The 14,651-nt window shown below is 69.0% G+C and carries 15 protein-coding genes; 4 read left to right on the forward strand and 11 right to left on the reverse strand.

The genetic code is table 11. The features are described 5' to 3' along the window. Nucleotides 1-62: 62 nt before the first annotated feature. Nucleotides 63-338 carry a helix-turn-helix transcriptional regulator gene (locus tag AB0N89_RS18395; protein ID WP_364205812.1) on the forward strand — a complete coding sequence of 92 codons (276 nt, stop codon included), beginning with the start codon at nt 63-65 and terminating at the stop codon, nt 336-338. 68 nt (nt 339-406) lie between these two features. Here AB0N89_RS18395 and AB0N89_RS18400 read toward each other — a convergent pair whose 3' ends face one another. From AB0N89_RS18400 to AB0N89_RS18450, 11 genes are all read right to left on the reverse strand, one after another. Next, nucleotides 407-991, reverse strand: a complete 585-nt coding sequence (locus AB0N89_RS18400; protein ID WP_364205814.1) for an EndoU domain-containing protein — start codon at nt 989-991, stop codon at nt 407-409. A 76-nt stretch (nt 992-1,067) separates the two neighbouring features. Then, nucleotides 1,068-2,315, reverse strand: coding sequence for a DUF6297 family protein (locus tag AB0N89_RS18405; RefSeq protein WP_364205816.1), 1,248 nt, complete (start codon nt 2,313-2,315; stop codon nt 1,068-1,070). Continuing rightward, a complete protein-coding gene (locus AB0N89_RS18410; RefSeq protein ID WP_364205818.1) occupies nt 2,309-2,914 on the reverse strand; it encodes an ABC transporter ATP-binding protein in 606 nt (201 codons plus the stop codon). The genes AB0N89_RS18405 and AB0N89_RS18410 overlap by 7 nt, the downstream gene beginning before the upstream one ends. Further along, nucleotides 2,911-3,783, reverse strand: a complete 873-nt coding sequence (locus AB0N89_RS18415) for an LLM class F420-dependent oxidoreductase (RefSeq protein WP_364205820.1) — start codon at nt 3,781-3,783, stop codon at nt 2,911-2,913. The genes AB0N89_RS18410 and AB0N89_RS18415 overlap by 4 nt, the downstream gene beginning before the upstream one ends. Nucleotides 3,784-3,870: 87 nt before the next feature. Next, nucleotides 3,871-5,694: a phosphoenolpyruvate carboxykinase (GTP) gene (locus AB0N89_RS18420; protein ID WP_364205822.1), complete on the reverse strand. Its 1,824-nt coding sequence runs from the start codon at nt 5,692-5,694 to the stop codon at nt 3,871-3,873. 407 nt (nt 5,695-6,101) lie between these two features. Beyond that, the gene (locus AB0N89_RS18425) at nt 6,102-6,821 is read right to left on the reverse strand and encodes a hypothetical protein (protein WP_364205824.1); all 720 of its coding nucleotides are present in this window, start codon (nt 6,819-6,821) and stop codon (nt 6,102-6,104) included. 91 nt (nt 6,822-6,912) lie between these two features. After that, nucleotides 6,913-8,748 carry a dynamin family protein gene (locus tag AB0N89_RS18430; protein ID WP_364205826.1) on the reverse strand — a complete coding sequence of 612 codons (1,836 nt, stop codon included), beginning with the start codon at nt 8,746-8,748 and terminating at the stop codon, nt 6,913-6,915. Continuing rightward, nucleotides 8,745-9,242 (reverse strand): nucleotide exchange factor GrpE, encoded by a 498-nt coding sequence (gene grpE / locus AB0N89_RS18435; protein WP_364205828.1) that lies wholly within the window; start codon nt 9,240-9,242, stop codon nt 8,745-8,747. Before grpE ends, AB0N89_RS18430 begins: the two co-directional genes overlap by 4 nt. A gap of 38 nt (nt 9,243-9,280) precedes the next feature. Continuing rightward, on the reverse strand, nt 9,281-9,937 hold the full coding sequence (locus AB0N89_RS18440) for a TetR/AcrR family transcriptional regulator (RefSeq protein ID WP_364205830.1): 657 nt from the start codon (nt 9,935-9,937) through the stop codon (nt 9,281-9,283). Then, entirely contained in the window at nt 9,934-10,413 is a 480-nt protein-coding gene (locus tag AB0N89_RS18445; RefSeq protein ID WP_364205832.1) for a hypothetical protein, read from the reverse strand. Before AB0N89_RS18445 ends, AB0N89_RS18440 begins: the two co-directional genes overlap by 4 nt. Nucleotides 10,414-10,495: 82 nt before the next feature. Continuing rightward, on the reverse strand, nt 10,496-12,076 hold the full coding sequence (locus AB0N89_RS18450) for a dynamin family protein (protein ID WP_364205834.1): 1,581 nt from the start codon (nt 12,074-12,076) through the stop codon (nt 10,496-10,498). A gap of 165 nt (nt 12,077-12,241) precedes the next feature. Here AB0N89_RS18450 and AB0N89_RS18455 point away from each other — a divergent pair, with 165 nt between their 5' ends. The 3 genes from AB0N89_RS18455 (at nt 12,242) to AB0N89_RS18465 (ending at nt 14,589) form a co-directional block, all read left to right on the forward strand. Continuing rightward, nucleotides 12,242-13,435 carry a sensor histidine kinase gene (locus tag AB0N89_RS18455; protein ID WP_364205984.1) on the forward strand — a complete coding sequence of 398 codons (1,194 nt, stop codon included), beginning with the start codon at nt 12,242-12,244 and terminating at the stop codon, nt 13,433-13,435. After that, on the forward strand, nt 13,432-14,088 hold the full coding sequence (locus AB0N89_RS18460) for a response regulator transcription factor (protein ID WP_034314242.1): 657 nt from the start codon (nt 13,432-13,434) through the stop codon (nt 14,086-14,088). Before AB0N89_RS18455 ends, AB0N89_RS18460 begins: the two co-directional genes overlap by 4 nt. A gap of 81 nt (nt 14,089-14,169) precedes the next feature. Further along, the gene (locus AB0N89_RS18465; protein ID WP_364205836.1) at nt 14,170-14,589 is read left to right on the forward strand and encodes a VOC family protein; all 420 of its coding nucleotides are present in this window, start codon (nt 14,170-14,172) and stop codon (nt 14,587-14,589) included. Nucleotides 14,590-14,651 lie beyond the last annotated feature (62 nt).

The raw sequence follows: 14,651 nt of genomic DNA on the forward strand, positions 1-14,651 counted from the left end.
GATTCGGGTTCTAACCCGAATCGCCACTCACGACCCACCGGACCGGTATTACTATTGGGCGCATGGTGCGAGTGCCGTTGACGGATGAGGAACGCGAACGCGGCGAGCGGCTGGGGCTGGCGCTCCGGGACGCGCGCGCGTCGGCGTCGCGGAGCATGGTCGAGGTCGCGGCGGAGGCCGGGATCTCGGTGGAGACGCTCCGGAAGATCGAGACCGGCCGGATCCCGACGCCCGCCTTCTTCACGGTGATGGCGCTCGCGGACGCCGTCGGGCTGCCGCTGGACGCGCTGAGGGCCGCCGCCGAAGGCAGTGCCGAGGACGTCGCCGAAGCGAGTTAGGCCGATCTCGCGTGATCAGAACCCGCACTCGCGTGATTGAGCACGGGACTCGCGTGCTCGGGGGCGGATCACGCGGGTCGGGGGTGCAGGGCGGTTAGGGCGTGGGCCCGGTCGTTCAGGTAGAGGAAGCCGTCGATCGGCAGGTCGAAGCTGTTCAGCAGGCTTTCCAGGGTCGCGTATTCGTCCACGGTGAGCCGCAGGTTTTCGGCCAGCGCGTGCGCGACGAGGACGTCCGCCAGTTCTTCCCACTCGCCCGACCAGTGCAGGGTGCGGTAGAAGGCCAGAACGTCCGGCGTGACGCGGTCGGCGAGCTGGTCGAGCAGGCTTTCGCCGAAGAAGCTGATGCGGCCGGCGGAGAGGTCGGCGACGGTCGGGTTCGCGGGGTCCGCCGCGGTGTCGGGATTGCGGACCACGCCGGGGCCCGCCACCGGATAGCCCGTCTTGACGTGCCCGTTGTCCTCGACCAGCACGATCAGGTGCACGCCGTACCGTTCGCCCGCGCAGCGCCAGCGGCCGTTGTGCTGTCTGCGGCGCGGTTCGCTCGGATCGTTCGCGACGTCCTTGATCACCGCGATGATCTGCTCGTCGGTCCAGCCAACGGGGAACTCGCTGGTCGCCCGCCGCCCGTTGCCCGGTGCGTGCCCACCGCCCACTCGTGCTCCTTTCGTCGCATCGAGGGTAACCCGCGTTCGGAGTATCCGAATGATCCGAACGCGGGAACGGGTGACCTCAGCCGGTCACGCTGAGCAGCACCGAGCCGACCACCAGGACGTCGAGGCCCCGCAGCGCCTGGATCCCCGCCGCCCCGCCGCTGACGTCGTAGTTCATCGGCGGGCGCGTCGCCGTCCGCAGCGCGGCGACCACCGCGAGCGGGACAGCGAGCCACACCGGCCACACCGGGGTCACCCCGAGCGCCAGGGTCACCAGCCCGAGCAGCACTCCCCAGCCGAGGCCGAGCACGGCCATCACCAGGCCGTTGACCAGCCGCAACTCCCCATCGGACACGCCAAGCCACCGCCTGCGGCCGGGATTGCGCCACAATTCGCCGAGCCCGCCGACGAACGGCACGAGCGCCGCGTACGCGCCGACCGCGAACAGCGGCGCCGCTGGAACGGCCGGGAAAGCCAAGTGCCCGACACCGACCAGGCAAGCGACCACCACACCGGCCGACGCGTAACGCCGTCGGCCGAGCACCCCGGCCCACGCGAGCCGCAGCGCCGTCGGACGCCGCAGCGAAAGCCACGGCACCGGCTTCGATTCCGGGATCAGCAGCATCGGATCCATGAACACCGCCGCCATCGCCCGCAGCAGCCGCGCGTTCCAGCCGTCGACGAGCTCCTGGCGCCCGACCCCGGACATCGGCTCGCCGCCGAAGGCCACCGCCACCGCCACGACGAACAGCGCCCCGGCCAGCACCTCGACCGCGATCGGGCCCAGCCCGGCGGCGGCCACCGCCAGACCGGCCAGCGCGAGCACGATCGGCGCGGGCGTCTCCCCGCGGATCGCCGTCCGGCGCGCGGTGACCGCGGCCAGGATCGCCCCGGACGCGGTCAGCGCCGACATCGCGATCCACACGTCCTTCGACCCGCCGCCGATCGCGGTGACCAGCGCCCCGGTGTAGCCGACTACCAGGACCAGCCCCAGCCAGAGCGTCCACATCCGTTTCACGACGACGCGGCGCCTGTCGACGCTCGCGAAGTCCATCCACGTCAGCGCCGCCGGTTCGGCCCAGACGAAGCCGCGGCGCAACAGACCGCGCCAGAACATCGCGCACAGCACGACCAGCAGACCGAACATCGCCGGGAAGTCCACAGCGGACAGTCCGAAAAGGACCGACCGCAGCTTCGGCAGGTTCTCGAACGCGGTGAAGAGCGCGCCGAAACCGAACAGCGCCAGGAACGTCTGGTAGTCCCCGTTGAGCAGCCCGCCGAATCGCTGTCGTCCCGGAACGTGCGTGGGGGCTTTCGTGGTCACCACAACTCGAGGGTGGAGTCGGCCGCTTCGAGCAGCGGGGGATGGTGCGTGGCCACGACGACCGCCGCCCCGGCCTTGGTCGACCGCGCGATCAACGACGTCAGCCATTCCTTCCCGGCGGCGTCGAGCGCTCGTTCGGGCTCGTCGAGCAACAGGACGTCGTGCGGCCGCGCGGTCGCGCCGAGAAGCAGCAGCCGACGGCGTTGCCCCGCCGAGAACTTGCCGGCGGTGACCTTCGCGCGTTCGGACAGCCCCGCGTCGGCCAGCAAAGCCTCGTGCTCGCCGAGATCGATCCCGAACGAGCCCTCCAGCAGTTCGAGATGCTGGAGCGGCGTCAGCTCGGCGAAGAAATCGGAATCGTCGAACAGCACGGAGACCTTGCGGCGAAAGGAAACATCGCGTTCGTCGGGCTTTCCGCCCGCGACGACGACCCGGCCCCGCTGCGGCGCCTGCGTCCCGTAAAGACACCGCAGCAGAGTCGATTTCCCGACTCCGTTCGGGCCGACGATGACCGCGCATTCCCCCGCTTCGACCTCGAAATCAAGGCCCTCGAACAACCAATGCTCCCCGGCCTGGATGCCGAGCCCACGTACGTCGATCATCGGCCGCGCAACAACTCGATCACCGGCGCGAGCGCGTCCATGTTGTGCTCCAGCACGGTGAAATAGCCGAAGCCGAACCGCTCGCGATGCGCCAGGATCTGTTCCGCGATCTGCTCGTGCGTGCCGACCAGCGCGGTCGGCAGTTCGGCGAGCTGGTCGACGGTGAGCTTGCCGTCGAGCAGTTCCCCCAGGCTCTCCAAGCCCTTTCGCCGGTCTTCGACCACGGCGACGAAATGCGAGAGGAGATTGAATGCGACCTCGCGGCCGTTCAGTTTCCCGCGGACGAAGTTCACCCGCTCCTCGATTCCGGCCGCGTCGTCGACGGCGAGCGCGCCGCCGTCGGGAACGGCCGCCGTGCCGGTGAACCCGATGATGTCGGCGTGTTCGGCGGCGAGCGTGAGCAGCCTGTCGCCGCGACCGGCGATCATCAGCGGCGGCCCCGGTTTCTGCACCGTGGGCGGTTTGTGTTTTTCGTCGGCGTAGAGCCGTTTGAGTTCTTTGATGGTGTTTTCGAGGTGGTCGATGCGTTTCCCCGCGCGCGGGAACTCCATCCCCGCCGCCTCGAATTCGGCCTTCACGTACCCGGCCCCCAGACCGAGCTCAAGCCTGCCTTCGGTGAACTGATCCGTGCCGGTGACGTCGCGGGCCAGCAGCACCGGATTGTAGAAAGCGGTGTTGAGCACGAAGGTGTTGAGCCGCGGACGGCTCGTCACCTCGGCGGCGAGCACCAGGGCCGGGAACGGCGGCGCCATACCGAGATGGTCGGCCGCGCCGATGACGTCGAACCCCAGATCCTCGGCCTTCCGGCACTTCCCGACCCATTCCGCCCGGCTCGCCGGGACGACCATGTTGACGCCGAATTCGACCATGCGCCCACGGTACTCAGCGCGAAAGAAGAAAGCCTCATCCCCGGGAACGACCCTGGGGATGAGGCTTTCTCCGGCGGTTTACGCGAATCAGCCGAGGCGCTGCTTCAGCGCGTCCAGCTCGTCACGCAGCGACGACGGGACCTTGTCGCCGATCTTCTCGAACCACTCTTCGATCAGCGGCAGTTCCTTGCGCCACTCGTCGGCCGAGACGTCCAGGGCGGCCTGGATGTCGGCCAGCGGCTCCGCGAGGCCGTCGGTGTCGAGGTCCGCGGCGGACGGCACGAAGCCGACCGGGGTCTCGTTCGCGTTGCCCTTGCCCTCGACGCGGTCGATGACCCACTTCAGGATCCGCGAGTTCTCGCCGAATCCCGGCCACAGGAAGCGGCCGTCGTCGCCACGGCGGAACCAGTTGACGTAGAAGATCTTCGGCAGCTTGTTCGCGTCGGCGTTCTTGCCCAGGTCCAGCCAGTGCTTGAAGTAGTCACCGGCGTGGTAGCCGAGGAACGGCAGCATGGCCATCGGGTCGCGGCGCACGTTGCCGACCGCGCCGGCGGCGGCCGCGGTGGTCTCCGACGACATGGTGGCGCCCATGAACACGCCGTGCTGCCAGTCGCGGGCCTCGTTCACCAGCGGGACGGTGGTCTTGCGGCGGCCGCCGAACAGGATCGCCGAGATCGGCACGCCCCGCGGGTCGTCCCACTCCGGCGCGAGGATCGGGCACTGCGACATCGGCGTGCAGTACCGCGAGTTCGGGTGCGCGGCCTTCTCTTCCGACTCCGGCGTCCACTCCTGCTTCTTCCAGGAGGTGGCGTGCGCGGGCTTCTCGCCCATGCCCTCCCACCAGACGTCGCCGTCGTCGGTGAGCGCGACGTTCGTGTAGACCGTGTTGCCCTTTTCGATGGTGCGCATCGCGTTCGGGTTGGTGTGCCAGTCGGTGCCCGGCGCGACGCCGAAGAAGCCGAACTCGGGGTTCACCGCGTACAGGCGGCCGTCCTCGCCGAACCGCATCCACGCGATGTCGTCACCGAGGGTCTCGGCGCGCCAGCCGGGGGTGGTCGGCTGCAGCATGGCGAGGTTGGTCTTGCCGCAGGCGCTCGGGAACGCCGCCGCGACGTAGTGGACCTTGTCCTCCGGCGAGATCAGCTTGAGGATCAGCATGTGCTCGGCCAGCCAGCCCTCGTCACGGGCGATGACCGAGCCGATGCGCAGCGAGTAGCACTTCTTGCCCAGGAGCGAGTTGCCGCCGTAGCCGGAGCCGTAGCTCCAGATCTCGCGGGTCTCGGGGAAGTGCGAGATGTACTTGGTGGTGTTGCACGGCCAGGAGACGTCCTTCTGACCCGGCTCCAGCGGCGCGCCGACGGAGTGCAGGGCGGGGACGAACGAGCGTTCGGTGCCGTCCTCGGTGACGAACTTGTCCAGCGCGGCCTTGCCGGCGCGGGTCATCACGCGCATGGAGGCGACGACGTAGGCGAAGTCGGTGATCTCGATGCCGAGCTTGGGGTCTTCCGCACCGAGGGGGCCCATGCAGAAGGGGATGACGTACATCGTGCGACCGCGCATGCACCCGCGGTACAGCTCGGTCATCGTGGCCTTCATCTCGGCCGGGTCCATCCAGTTGTTGGTCGGACCAGCGTCCTCTTCGTCGTCCGAACAGATGAAGGTGCGCTCTTCGACGCGGGCGACGTCGTTGGGGTCGGAAGCCGCCCAGTACGAGTTGGGCTTCGCGTCGAGCTGCACGAACGTGCCGGCGGAGACCAGTTCCGCGTTGATGCGAGCGGCCTCTTCGTCGGACCCGTCGACCCACACCACGCGGTCCGGAGTGGTCAGTTCGGCGACCTCCCGGACCCAGGACAGGACGCCACTGTGCGTCGTCGGCGCTTTTTCCAGTCCAGGGATGGCGACTGCGGTCATCTCTACTCCTGACTTCCGACGGCAGAAGCCCACATCGGGAACGACGCTGTTCCGATGCGGGCTTCGATGCCGGCGACCGAATGGCTTCGCACACCGGCGGGAAGACCGGTGTGCGGGTTTTGGGATTCCCCGAGAGTAGCCGGATGACCGGCAGGTAACCGAGAGCTGACCTGTCGGTTCTCTCACAAGAACGATAAGGGAATCGATTCAGTATCACCGGAATGGGCCATACACAGAAATTCTTCCGGTGATCGACGGCACAAGTTCGGGGCGGCCGAAGCGCGAATCGGACACGAGAAAGCCCGGTACGAGGTCTCGTACCGGGCTTTTCTGTGACCAGGATTACACGAAGGGGACCGGTAAAATGGACTAAACCATTCTTCTATTGGTTTAGTCCATTTTGGGATTTAGTTGGGACTGATCCACTGGCCGGTGGCGGAATCGATCTTCGCCACTCCTTCGAGCGTTTCGGTGCCCGCGCCACCCCAGGCGGCGTCGCCCGCGGGGTCGCCTTCGGCGGCCGGAGTGTTCGCGAAAGCCGAGCCGATGTCCTCATTGACCACACCGCTGCCGGTCTCGGTCCACTGGCCGGGTCCGGTGTGCTCATAGGTCTTGGAGTTGCCGGAGGCGTCGGTCTCCACCGCGATGTCGGCGTTGCCGTCGCCGTCCCGGTCGGTGAAGGCGATCGTGCGGCCGTCCTGGGTCTGGACGACGGCGGTGTCGGGGTTGCCGTCACCGTCGGTGTCGATCGTCGCGGGGCCGACCTCGACGTCGCCGCTCGGCATGTCGGCGTGCATGGTGCCGCTGGTGCCCGCGTCGGAACCGTCGTCGTGCCCGCCCCCGCCCGCCTCGACCCAGGCTCCGGAAGCCTCGTCGTAGACGGCCTCCTGGACGACCTTGCCGTTCTCGTCGAGCACCGCGTACTGATCGGCCTCGCCGTCGCCGTCGGTGTCGACGAACGCCTGGCCGGTGCCGTCCTCGTGCTGGATGACCGCGGCGTCGTTGACGCCGTCCTTGTCGAGGTCGTAGTTGAGCTCGGCCTGGTACTCCTCGCCGTCAACGTGGACCGTGACCGCCTCCGTGGAGCCCGCCTCGGTGTCCGTGCCGCCGCTCTCGTCGACCCACATGGGATAACCCCCTCGTTGACCTGCTGGTGTGTCGAAGCTTATGACTCACCGTAGGCCGGTTCGGTTCCGGTCCACAACAGGACCACCCTGGTCAGGCGTCGCGCAGTGACCGGATGCGCCCGAGCAGTGCCTCAGCGCGGTCGCGGCCGTCGGAGACGTCCTTCAAGCGCTTCGCGACGATCGAGATCTTCTTCGCCCGTTCCTGCGCGCCCATCTTGATCGTCTTGTCGACTTCCTTCAGCTCCGCCTCGATCGCGTCGATGCGGCGGCCGAGGGCCTCGTCGAGCGCCATCGACAGCTGCTGCTCGGCTTCGATCAGCTGCTCCGCGACGAGCTGGTCCAAGGTGGATCGCGCGTCGGCGATCGCCTCGACCAGCCACTGCTTCATGTGCTGCTTGTCCGACGCGTGCTTGCGGGTCCGCGCCATCCACCAGCCGGCGCCGAGCCCGATGATGATCGTGGCAGGCAGGATCACCGGGTTCAGGATCGCGACGCCCGCCAGGGGCAGCGCGGCGACCTTCCCGGCGCCGAGACCACCGGAAACACCCATGAAGATGAGCAGTTTGTCCTCGGCCGTCGGCGGCTTCTTGTCCGGCGGGCGCAGCACGACCGGCGGACCGCCCGCCCTGGCGAACTGGCCGCGGATGATGTCGAGCTCTTCGGCCGAGAACAGCTCGGCGAGCGCGACGTTGGTGACCTGGTTGAGCCGCTGGGAGAGCAGCATCGAGATCCGCTGCGACGTCGTCTGCAACGCGATGTCGACCTGCTGGGGCAGCGCGGCGAGGTCGTCGCGCTTCGAACCGTCGATCTGCTGCCGGAAATGCGTCGACGCGTCGCGCATCTGCCTGCTGGTCTCGTGCCCGACCTCGACACGGGTCCGCTGGATCTCGGCGCGCAGTTTCAGCTGCCAGCCCCGGGTCGAAGACCGGCGTTCGGCGCTCAGGTCGTCGCGGCGCTGGCGCAGCTGTTCCGCCTCGGCCTCACCGGCGGACAGCGCGCGGCTCTCCGCCTGCAGTTTCGCCTTGAGCTCGGCGAGCGCGCTCGACAGCGCGCGCAGGGTGTTGGCCTCGCCCAGCATCGCCGAGCGGCCGACCAGCATCTCCTGCAGCGCGCCCTGCAGCGCGGCGATACCGGCCTTCTCCCGCAGCATCATCGCCATCTGCTCGTTCGGGGCCTTGGCCGCCGTCTCGAACATGCGCGCGGACACCGGGTGGAACACCGCGTCGGCGAACCGGGGCGCGTGCTCGGCGAGCAGGCGCCGGTCGGCTTCGAGGACCTCGCGCCAGCCGCGGAACTGGTCGGTCTTGGTGAGCGCGAACAGCACGGTCTCGACGCGCTCGCCCATGTCGTGCAGGAACTGCAGCTCCTGCGCGGTGAACGGCGAGGACGCGTCCACGACGAACAGCAGCGCGGTGGCGCCTGCGGCGGCCTCCTTCGCCAGCTCGCCGTGCATCGAATCGAGCCCGCCGACACCCGGCGTGTCCACAATGGACACGCGTTCGAGCAGCGGGACCGGGCCGGAGACCTCGACGTACCGGGGCGGGATCTGCCCCTCGGGCAATTCGTGCGCGGCCGAGACCCAGCGGATCAGGTCGTTGAGGTTGATCGGGACCGGGGCCAGCTGGCCCGGGTAGCAGGCCTGCGCGGACCACTGCTCGGCGTGTTCGAAGACGAGATACGTCGCCGTGGCGACGTCGGCGTCCACCGGGGACAGCCCCGGCATGGAGAGGAGCGCGTTGACCAGCGAGCTCTTGCCGCGGTTGGTCTCACCGACCACCACGACCGACGGCTTCTTCGGCCGCGCCTTCCGGATGTCCTCGACCCACTTCGCGGCCTGAGGGTCGGCCTCGCGGACGACGGTCAGGAGCTGTTCGCGCGTGCTCTTCACGAGGGCCGGCAGGTTGGCCGCCGCGCTCGGAGCGGTCACTGGGCCTTCTTCGCGTAGACGATGACGATCGGCGCGCGCAGGACCCGGTCGTGATCGGCGAACCCGACGACCTCGGTTTCCGCGACGAGCCCTTCGAGCGCCGGATCCTCGGTGGCGACGGCGCCGCCCGCCTCGTGCACGGCCGGGTCGAACCGCTCGCCGTCGGGGCGCAGGGCACGGACACCGATGCCGGCGAGACCGTGTTCGAGCCGCTCGACGACGCCGCCGCTGCGGGCGCGATCGAGGGCGTACAGGCAGAGCTGGATCAGCGCCTGCCTGTCGGCGAGAGCCTGTTCGAGGTCGGCCGGACCCGTGGTCGTGGACTCCACATCCGTGTTCGACGTGGCTTCGACGGCCTCGGTTCCCTCGGACGGCGAAGTCTCGCCGTCCGCTTCGGCGATGATCGCCGCGATGCTCACGGCCGAGATCTGGTTGGTCGGCACATCGTCAGGATTCTCCTCTTCGACCGCCTTCTTGCGCAGCCAGGCACCCACCGAATCGACCCCCGTAACTGGTGTCCCGGGCCTACCGATCAGCCCGGGGAGATTTCACCAGTGTCGGACACCGGACCGCCCGCCGGGGGCGAAATCGGCAGAACGGGACGAAGGAATCTGGAGACGAGCACCTTCATCACCGCCAGTTCCGCGGCCGGATCGAGGTCCGGCTCCAGAATCACGCGGGAGAGCGGCGCGTCGATCAGCGCGACGAGCCAGCTGGCCGCCGTCCTCGGATCGAGACCGGGATCGATCCGGCCCGCTTCCGTCGCCCGCTTCACGAGGCCGATCAGGGCGTCGCGGAGGGCTCGGTCGTTGCCCTGGACGAGTTCCGCCAGTTCGGCGTCGCGAGCGCACTGCGCGGCGACCTCGAGGACGAGCTTGGCCGCCATCGGGTTCAGGAGCTGTTCGGAGACGCTGAAGAGGACGTGGAGGATCGACTCCCACGGATCGTCGATCCCCCGCGCGGCCGCGATCAGGGCCTCGGTTTCGTCGCCGTCCTGTTCGAAGATGCCGACGAACACCGCGCGTTTGTTCGGGAAGTAGTGGAACAGGCTGCCGGTGCTGATCCCCGCGGTCCGGCAGATCTCCGCGGTCGTGGTCTTCTCGAAGCCCTTCTCGGAGAAACACCACGCGGCGGCGTCGAGGATGGCGCGGCGTTTCGCCTCGTGCTTGGCCGGATCGACCGTCCTCATTTCACCGCCGGCGGTTCCGCGTGCCAGGGGTAGCCGTGCTCGGTGAAGGCCTTGGCGACGGCTTCGCGGTCGACGTCGCCCTTCTGCCGCACCAGTTCCCGCCCGTCGGCGGCGAGGAGGACGAGCTCCTTGGCGTCGAAGAAGACGGCCTGGAGCCGGGCTTCGTAGGCGCGGGTGCGGCCCTTGGTCGTGAGCGTGACGCGGGTCGGCGTCACCTTGACGATCAGCCGCTCGTGCGCCCACACCCCGGCGAACGCCAGGCCGAGGACCAGCCCCACGCCGAGCCCGGTGACCAGGCCCCAGGGGCTGGGCATGTCCGAGACGAGCTGGAACGGGCCCTTGAACGGGACCCAGCTCAGGGAGGCCACCCAGCCGGAGATCGACTGGAGGAACCAGCCGAGCCCGGCGCCCAGCAGCGGGCAGCCGAGCCAGGAGGCCGTGCGCAGCCACTGGGGCTCGTCGACGATCGTTTCCATGCCGTCCATTATTAGACCGAGCGCTCGGTTTATCAATCCGGGGTGCGCGAAGGCGCGTTTCGTCCTCTGAATGCGGAAGGGGTCAGGCCTGCGGGTCGCGGATCTGCTGCCAGATGAGGAAGTACGCCCGGTGTACGACGTGCGCGACGCGGCTCTGGGCGGGTGTCGCGCCGAAGGACGCGAAGGAGCGCCACCAGCCGGCGCGTTCCAGCGCGTGGGCGGCGAGTTCGGTCCGGGGAGCGCCCGGCTTGCCGAGCTGGGCGCCGATGTCGGCGTTGCTGCCGACCCGCAGGACCTCCTCGGACAGGTCCTCGGGCATGTCGACGGCACCGGACGCGACCAGCGTGAGCGCTTCGAGCAGCCGGAGCTGATGGGCCTCGGGCTTGGCGAGCAGGACCTCGATCGCGTCGTGGACGCGCTGCCGCTCGGCCGGGTCGCCCGACGCGTGGGCCAGCGCGGTCACCGAAGCGAGCGCGGCGGCGGCCTTGATGCCGTCGGCGCGGGCGGCGAAGACGATGCTCAGCCGCTTGCGGACGGCTTCGAGCCCGGAGGCGTCGAGCAGCTTCCGCCGCAGCGAGCCCGCGGTGATCTCCGGTTCCTTGCGGATGGCCTCGACGGCGTACCGGACACCGAACAGGTCCAGTTTCTCCAGCAGCCGCAGCCGCGTGCCCGCCGCGACATCGCAGTCCCAGCTGGTGAAGATGTCCGCCGAGATCAGCATGGTCTCAAGGATGTCGTCGTCCATCTCGGACAGCTGCCGCAGCGCTTCGGCGTCGCCGGAGGTGAATCCGCCGGACTCGGCCGACTCCGCGATCAGCCCGATCACCGGCAGCACGTCCGCGATGCGGGGCTTCAACGTCGCGGCCTGCTTCTCCGACAGCAGTGTCGCGGCCTTCCACACGTCGCCGCCCGAGCCTTCGACGGACTCGGGAGCGATGGTGTCCGCCTTGTTGAGGACGGCGATCGCGTTGACCGGGCCCGCCTCGCGGCTCGCGGTCGCGGCGGTGAACGCGGCCAGCGCCTGCTGGTCGTCGGCGCGCACGCCCTGGGTGACGACGTAGAGCACGGCCTCGGCGCCCGCGACGGCGTTGCGCGAGGTGTCGTCCAGCTCGTCGGAACCCTCTTCGTCGTCCTCGTCCCCGTCGTTGGGCTTGCGGTGCTTCGCCGCGCCCAGCAGCTGCTCGGTCCGCGACACCGAAGCGGCGTCGAGCGACCCGAGACCCGGGGTGTCGATGACGGTCATGCCCTGGAGGACCGCGTTGGTGAGGTACGCCTCGATGTGCGACACCTTGTCGATGTCGATGCCCAGCTCGGCCGGGATCATCCCGTCGGCGGCGAAGGGCAACACCTGCTTGCGGCCGTCGTTGAAGACGATCTCGACGCGGTCGACCGTGCCGTACTGGAACCGGGTCACCAGCCGGGTGCACTCACCGACGTCGGTCGGCGCGACCCGGCGCCCGATCAGGGCGTTGACCAGTGTGGACTTACCCGATTTGATCCGGCCGGCGACCGCGACCTGGAGCGGGCCGCCCAGCCTGCGCAGCACCTCGGCGAAACCCGCGGCGGTGCGCGCGGACACCTGCGGCTGCAGGCGGTGACAGAGGTTCGCCACCGACATCGACAGCGGGCCGGCGAGACGGCCCTGTTCCGTCACCGAGGTCACGACGCCCACCCCCTCCCAGTAGTCGAGCAAGCCGACCCGAATCGTCCCATGCCGCTCATCCTCGGGTCGCACCGAAGGTGGTACCGGCGACCGACGCGCGAACGTCCCGGGCCGACATAGTGTTACCAGGTGCGACGGTTGAGCCTCTGGATGCGTGCCCACCCCATGGCGGGGGACAGTCTCATCGCCGTCGTCCTGTTGCTGACCGACCTGCTGTTCTACGTGGCGGCGGCCGAGACGCCGGAAGTCCCGATGCCGCCCTGGTACGTGGTCGTTCCGCTGGACATCGCGATGGTCGCCCCCTTGGTCTTCCGGCGGAAGGCGCCGCTCTGGTCGGCGTACCTGCTGCTGCTGATCGGCATCCCGCACGGGGCGCTGGAGCTGGGCGCGGCCAGCGCGTTCGCGTTGGTCATCAGCATCTACTCGGTGCTGGTCTACGTGGGACGCAAACAGGGGCTGCTGTACCTGCTGGCGACCTTCGTGACCTCCGCGGTCCAGATGTGGGTGGACCCGCCGGAGGACATGTGGGTGCTGGCGATCATCGGGATCTTCTCCGCCGCACTGTGCTGGACGCTCGGCGAGTTCGCCGGCGCGAGGCGCGCCTATCACGAGGAGGTGGAAGCCAGGTTGCATCTACTTGAGACGGAACGGGACCAGGCGACCAGGATCGCCGTCGGCGAGGAACGCGGACGGATCGCCCGTGAGCTGCACGACGTCGTGGCGCACGCGGTGAGCGTGATGGTCGTGCAGGCCGACGGCGCGTCCTACGCGGTCGACGGGAATCCCGAGATGGCGAAACGGGCCTTGCAGACGATTTCGGAGACCGGCCGCGGCGCGCTCGCCGAGCTGCGGCGGCTCCTGGACGTGCTCCGCAGCGACGGTGACGACGAGCCGCGCGTGCCGCAGCCGGACGCCACCGCGCTGACCGACCTCGCGGACCGGATCCGCCAGGCGGGGGTTCCGGTGACCCTGGCGATCGGGTCCGACGCGCTGGAAGGGCTGCCCGCCGGTGTGTCGCTCGGCGTGTACCGGATCGTGCAGGAGTCGCTGACGAACACGTTGAAGCACGCCGGTCAGGGCGCGCAGGCGGAGGTGCTGGTGCGCCGGGAGAAGGACGTGATCGACGTCCGGGTCACCGACGACGGCGCCGGCCGCGCGAAACAGCTGGTGCCCGCCGCCACGAAGGCGGCGTCGCAGCAGGCGCCCGCCGGACCACGGAAGCTCGCCGTCCCCGGCGGGAACGGATTGATCGGAATGCGGGAACGGGCGAACGTCTTCGGCGGCACGCTGGAGGTCGGGCCCGCTCCCGGTGGAGGGTGGCAGGTGCACGCGAGACTCCCGGTTAGGTTGGCGACGTGATACGGGTGGTGGTCGTCGACGACCAGGAATTGATGCGCGTCGGGTTCCGGATGGTCCTGGGCGCGCAGGCGGACATCGATGTCGTCGGCGAGGCCGGTGACGGCGCGCAGGCGATCCGCCTTGCCGAGGAACTGCGGCCCGACGTCGTGCTGATGGACGTCCGGATGCCGGTGCTGGACGGGGTCGAGGCGACGAAGCGGATCGTCGAGGCCGGGACGGCGCGGGTGCTCGTGATGACGACTTTCGACCTGGACGAGTACGTCTACTCGGCGTTGCAGGGCGGGGCGAGCGGGTTCCTGTTGAAGGACACCCAGCCGGATCACCTGGTGTCGGCGCTGCGGGCGGTCGCTTCGGGCGATGCCGTGGTCTCGCCTTCGGTGACCAGGCGGCTGCTCGACCGGTTCGTCGGCGGCGGTGGGAAGCCGCTGCGGGACGCGGCCGAACTCGACGTCCTCACCGAGCGGGAGCGGGAAGTGCTCGTGCTGATCGCGAAGGGCCTCTCGAACCTGGAGATCGCCGAGACGCTGTTCCTGTCCGAGGCGACGGTGAAGACGCACGTCGGGCGGATCCTGTCGAAGCTGGACCTGCGTGATCGGGTGCAGGCCGTGGTGCTCGCCTACGAGACCGGGCTGGCGCGTCCCGGGGTCACCTGAAAGCCGCCGGGAAAAGTGGTCATTCGGTGAGCACTTTGCGGCGGATCCTTCTTCCCGGAGCCACTACCGGAGGAGAAGGAAATGCTGCGAGGTCTCACCACCACCACGTTCTACGCCGACGATCTGGCCGCCGCGATCGCGTGGTACTCGGATCTGTTCGGGATCGAGCCGTACTTCGTCCGCGACGGCCCTGACGGCAAACCGGCGTACGCCGAGTTCCGGATCGGCGACTACCAGCACGAGTTCGGCCTGGTCCGCGGCGATTACCGGCCGCCGCTGGCCCAGCCCGGCCCTGGCGGAGCCATCGCGAACTGGGCCGTCGACAACGTCGAGGACGCCTTCGCGACGCTGCTCGCTAAGGGCGCGAAGGAGTACGACCCGATCATCGAACGCGGCCCGGGCTTCGTGACCGCGGCCGTCGTCGATCCGTTCGGCAACGTCCTCGGCGTCATGGTCAACCAGCACTACCTGGACGTGCTGGCCGGGAAGAAGCAGCGGTGACGGTGGCGCGTCGGTGCAGGTGGTGGTGAGAGGTGGTGTTGGTTTTTTATAAATAAAAGGAA

The organism is Amycolatopsis sp. NPDC089917, assembly GCF_040684635.1.
In the GTDB taxonomy this organism is placed as follows: Bacteria; Actinomycetota; Actinomycetes; order Mycobacteriales; family Pseudonocardiaceae; genus Amycolatopsis.

Coding starts and splice junctions, on each gene's coding strand:
- AB0N89_RS18425 (WP_364205824.1), bottom strand. CDS start 6,821: ATGTGGGTCGACGAGAGCGGCGGCACGGACACCGAGGCGGGCTCCACG.
- AB0N89_RS18445 (WP_364205832.1), bottom strand. CDS start 10,413: ATGGAAACGATCGTCGACGAGCCCCAGTGGCTGCGCACGGCCTCCTGG.
- AB0N89_RS18415 (WP_364205820.1), bottom strand. CDS start 3,783: ATGGTCGAATTCGGCGTCAACATGGTCGTCCCGGCGAGCCGGGCGGAA.
- AB0N89_RS18465 (WP_364205836.1), top strand. CDS start 14,170: ATGCTGCGAGGTCTCACCACCACCACGTTCTACGCCGACGATCTGGCC.
- AB0N89_RS18455 (WP_364205984.1), top strand. CDS start 12,242: ATGGCGGGGGACAGTCTCATCGCCGTCGTCCTGTTGCTGACCGACCTG.
- AB0N89_RS18410 (WP_364205818.1), bottom strand. CDS start 2,914: ATGATCGACGTACGTGGGCTCGGCATCCAGGCCGGGGAGCATTGGTTG.
- AB0N89_RS18395 (WP_364205812.1), top strand. CDS start 63: ATGGTGCGAGTGCCGTTGACGGATGAGGAACGCGAACGCGGCGAGCGG.
- AB0N89_RS18420 (WP_364205822.1), bottom strand. CDS start 5,694: ATGACCGCAGTCGCCATCCCTGGACTGGAAAAAGCGCCGACGACGCAC.
- AB0N89_RS18440 (WP_364205830.1), bottom strand. CDS start 9,937: ATGAGGACGGTCGATCCGGCCAAGCACGAGGCGAAACGCCGCGCCATC.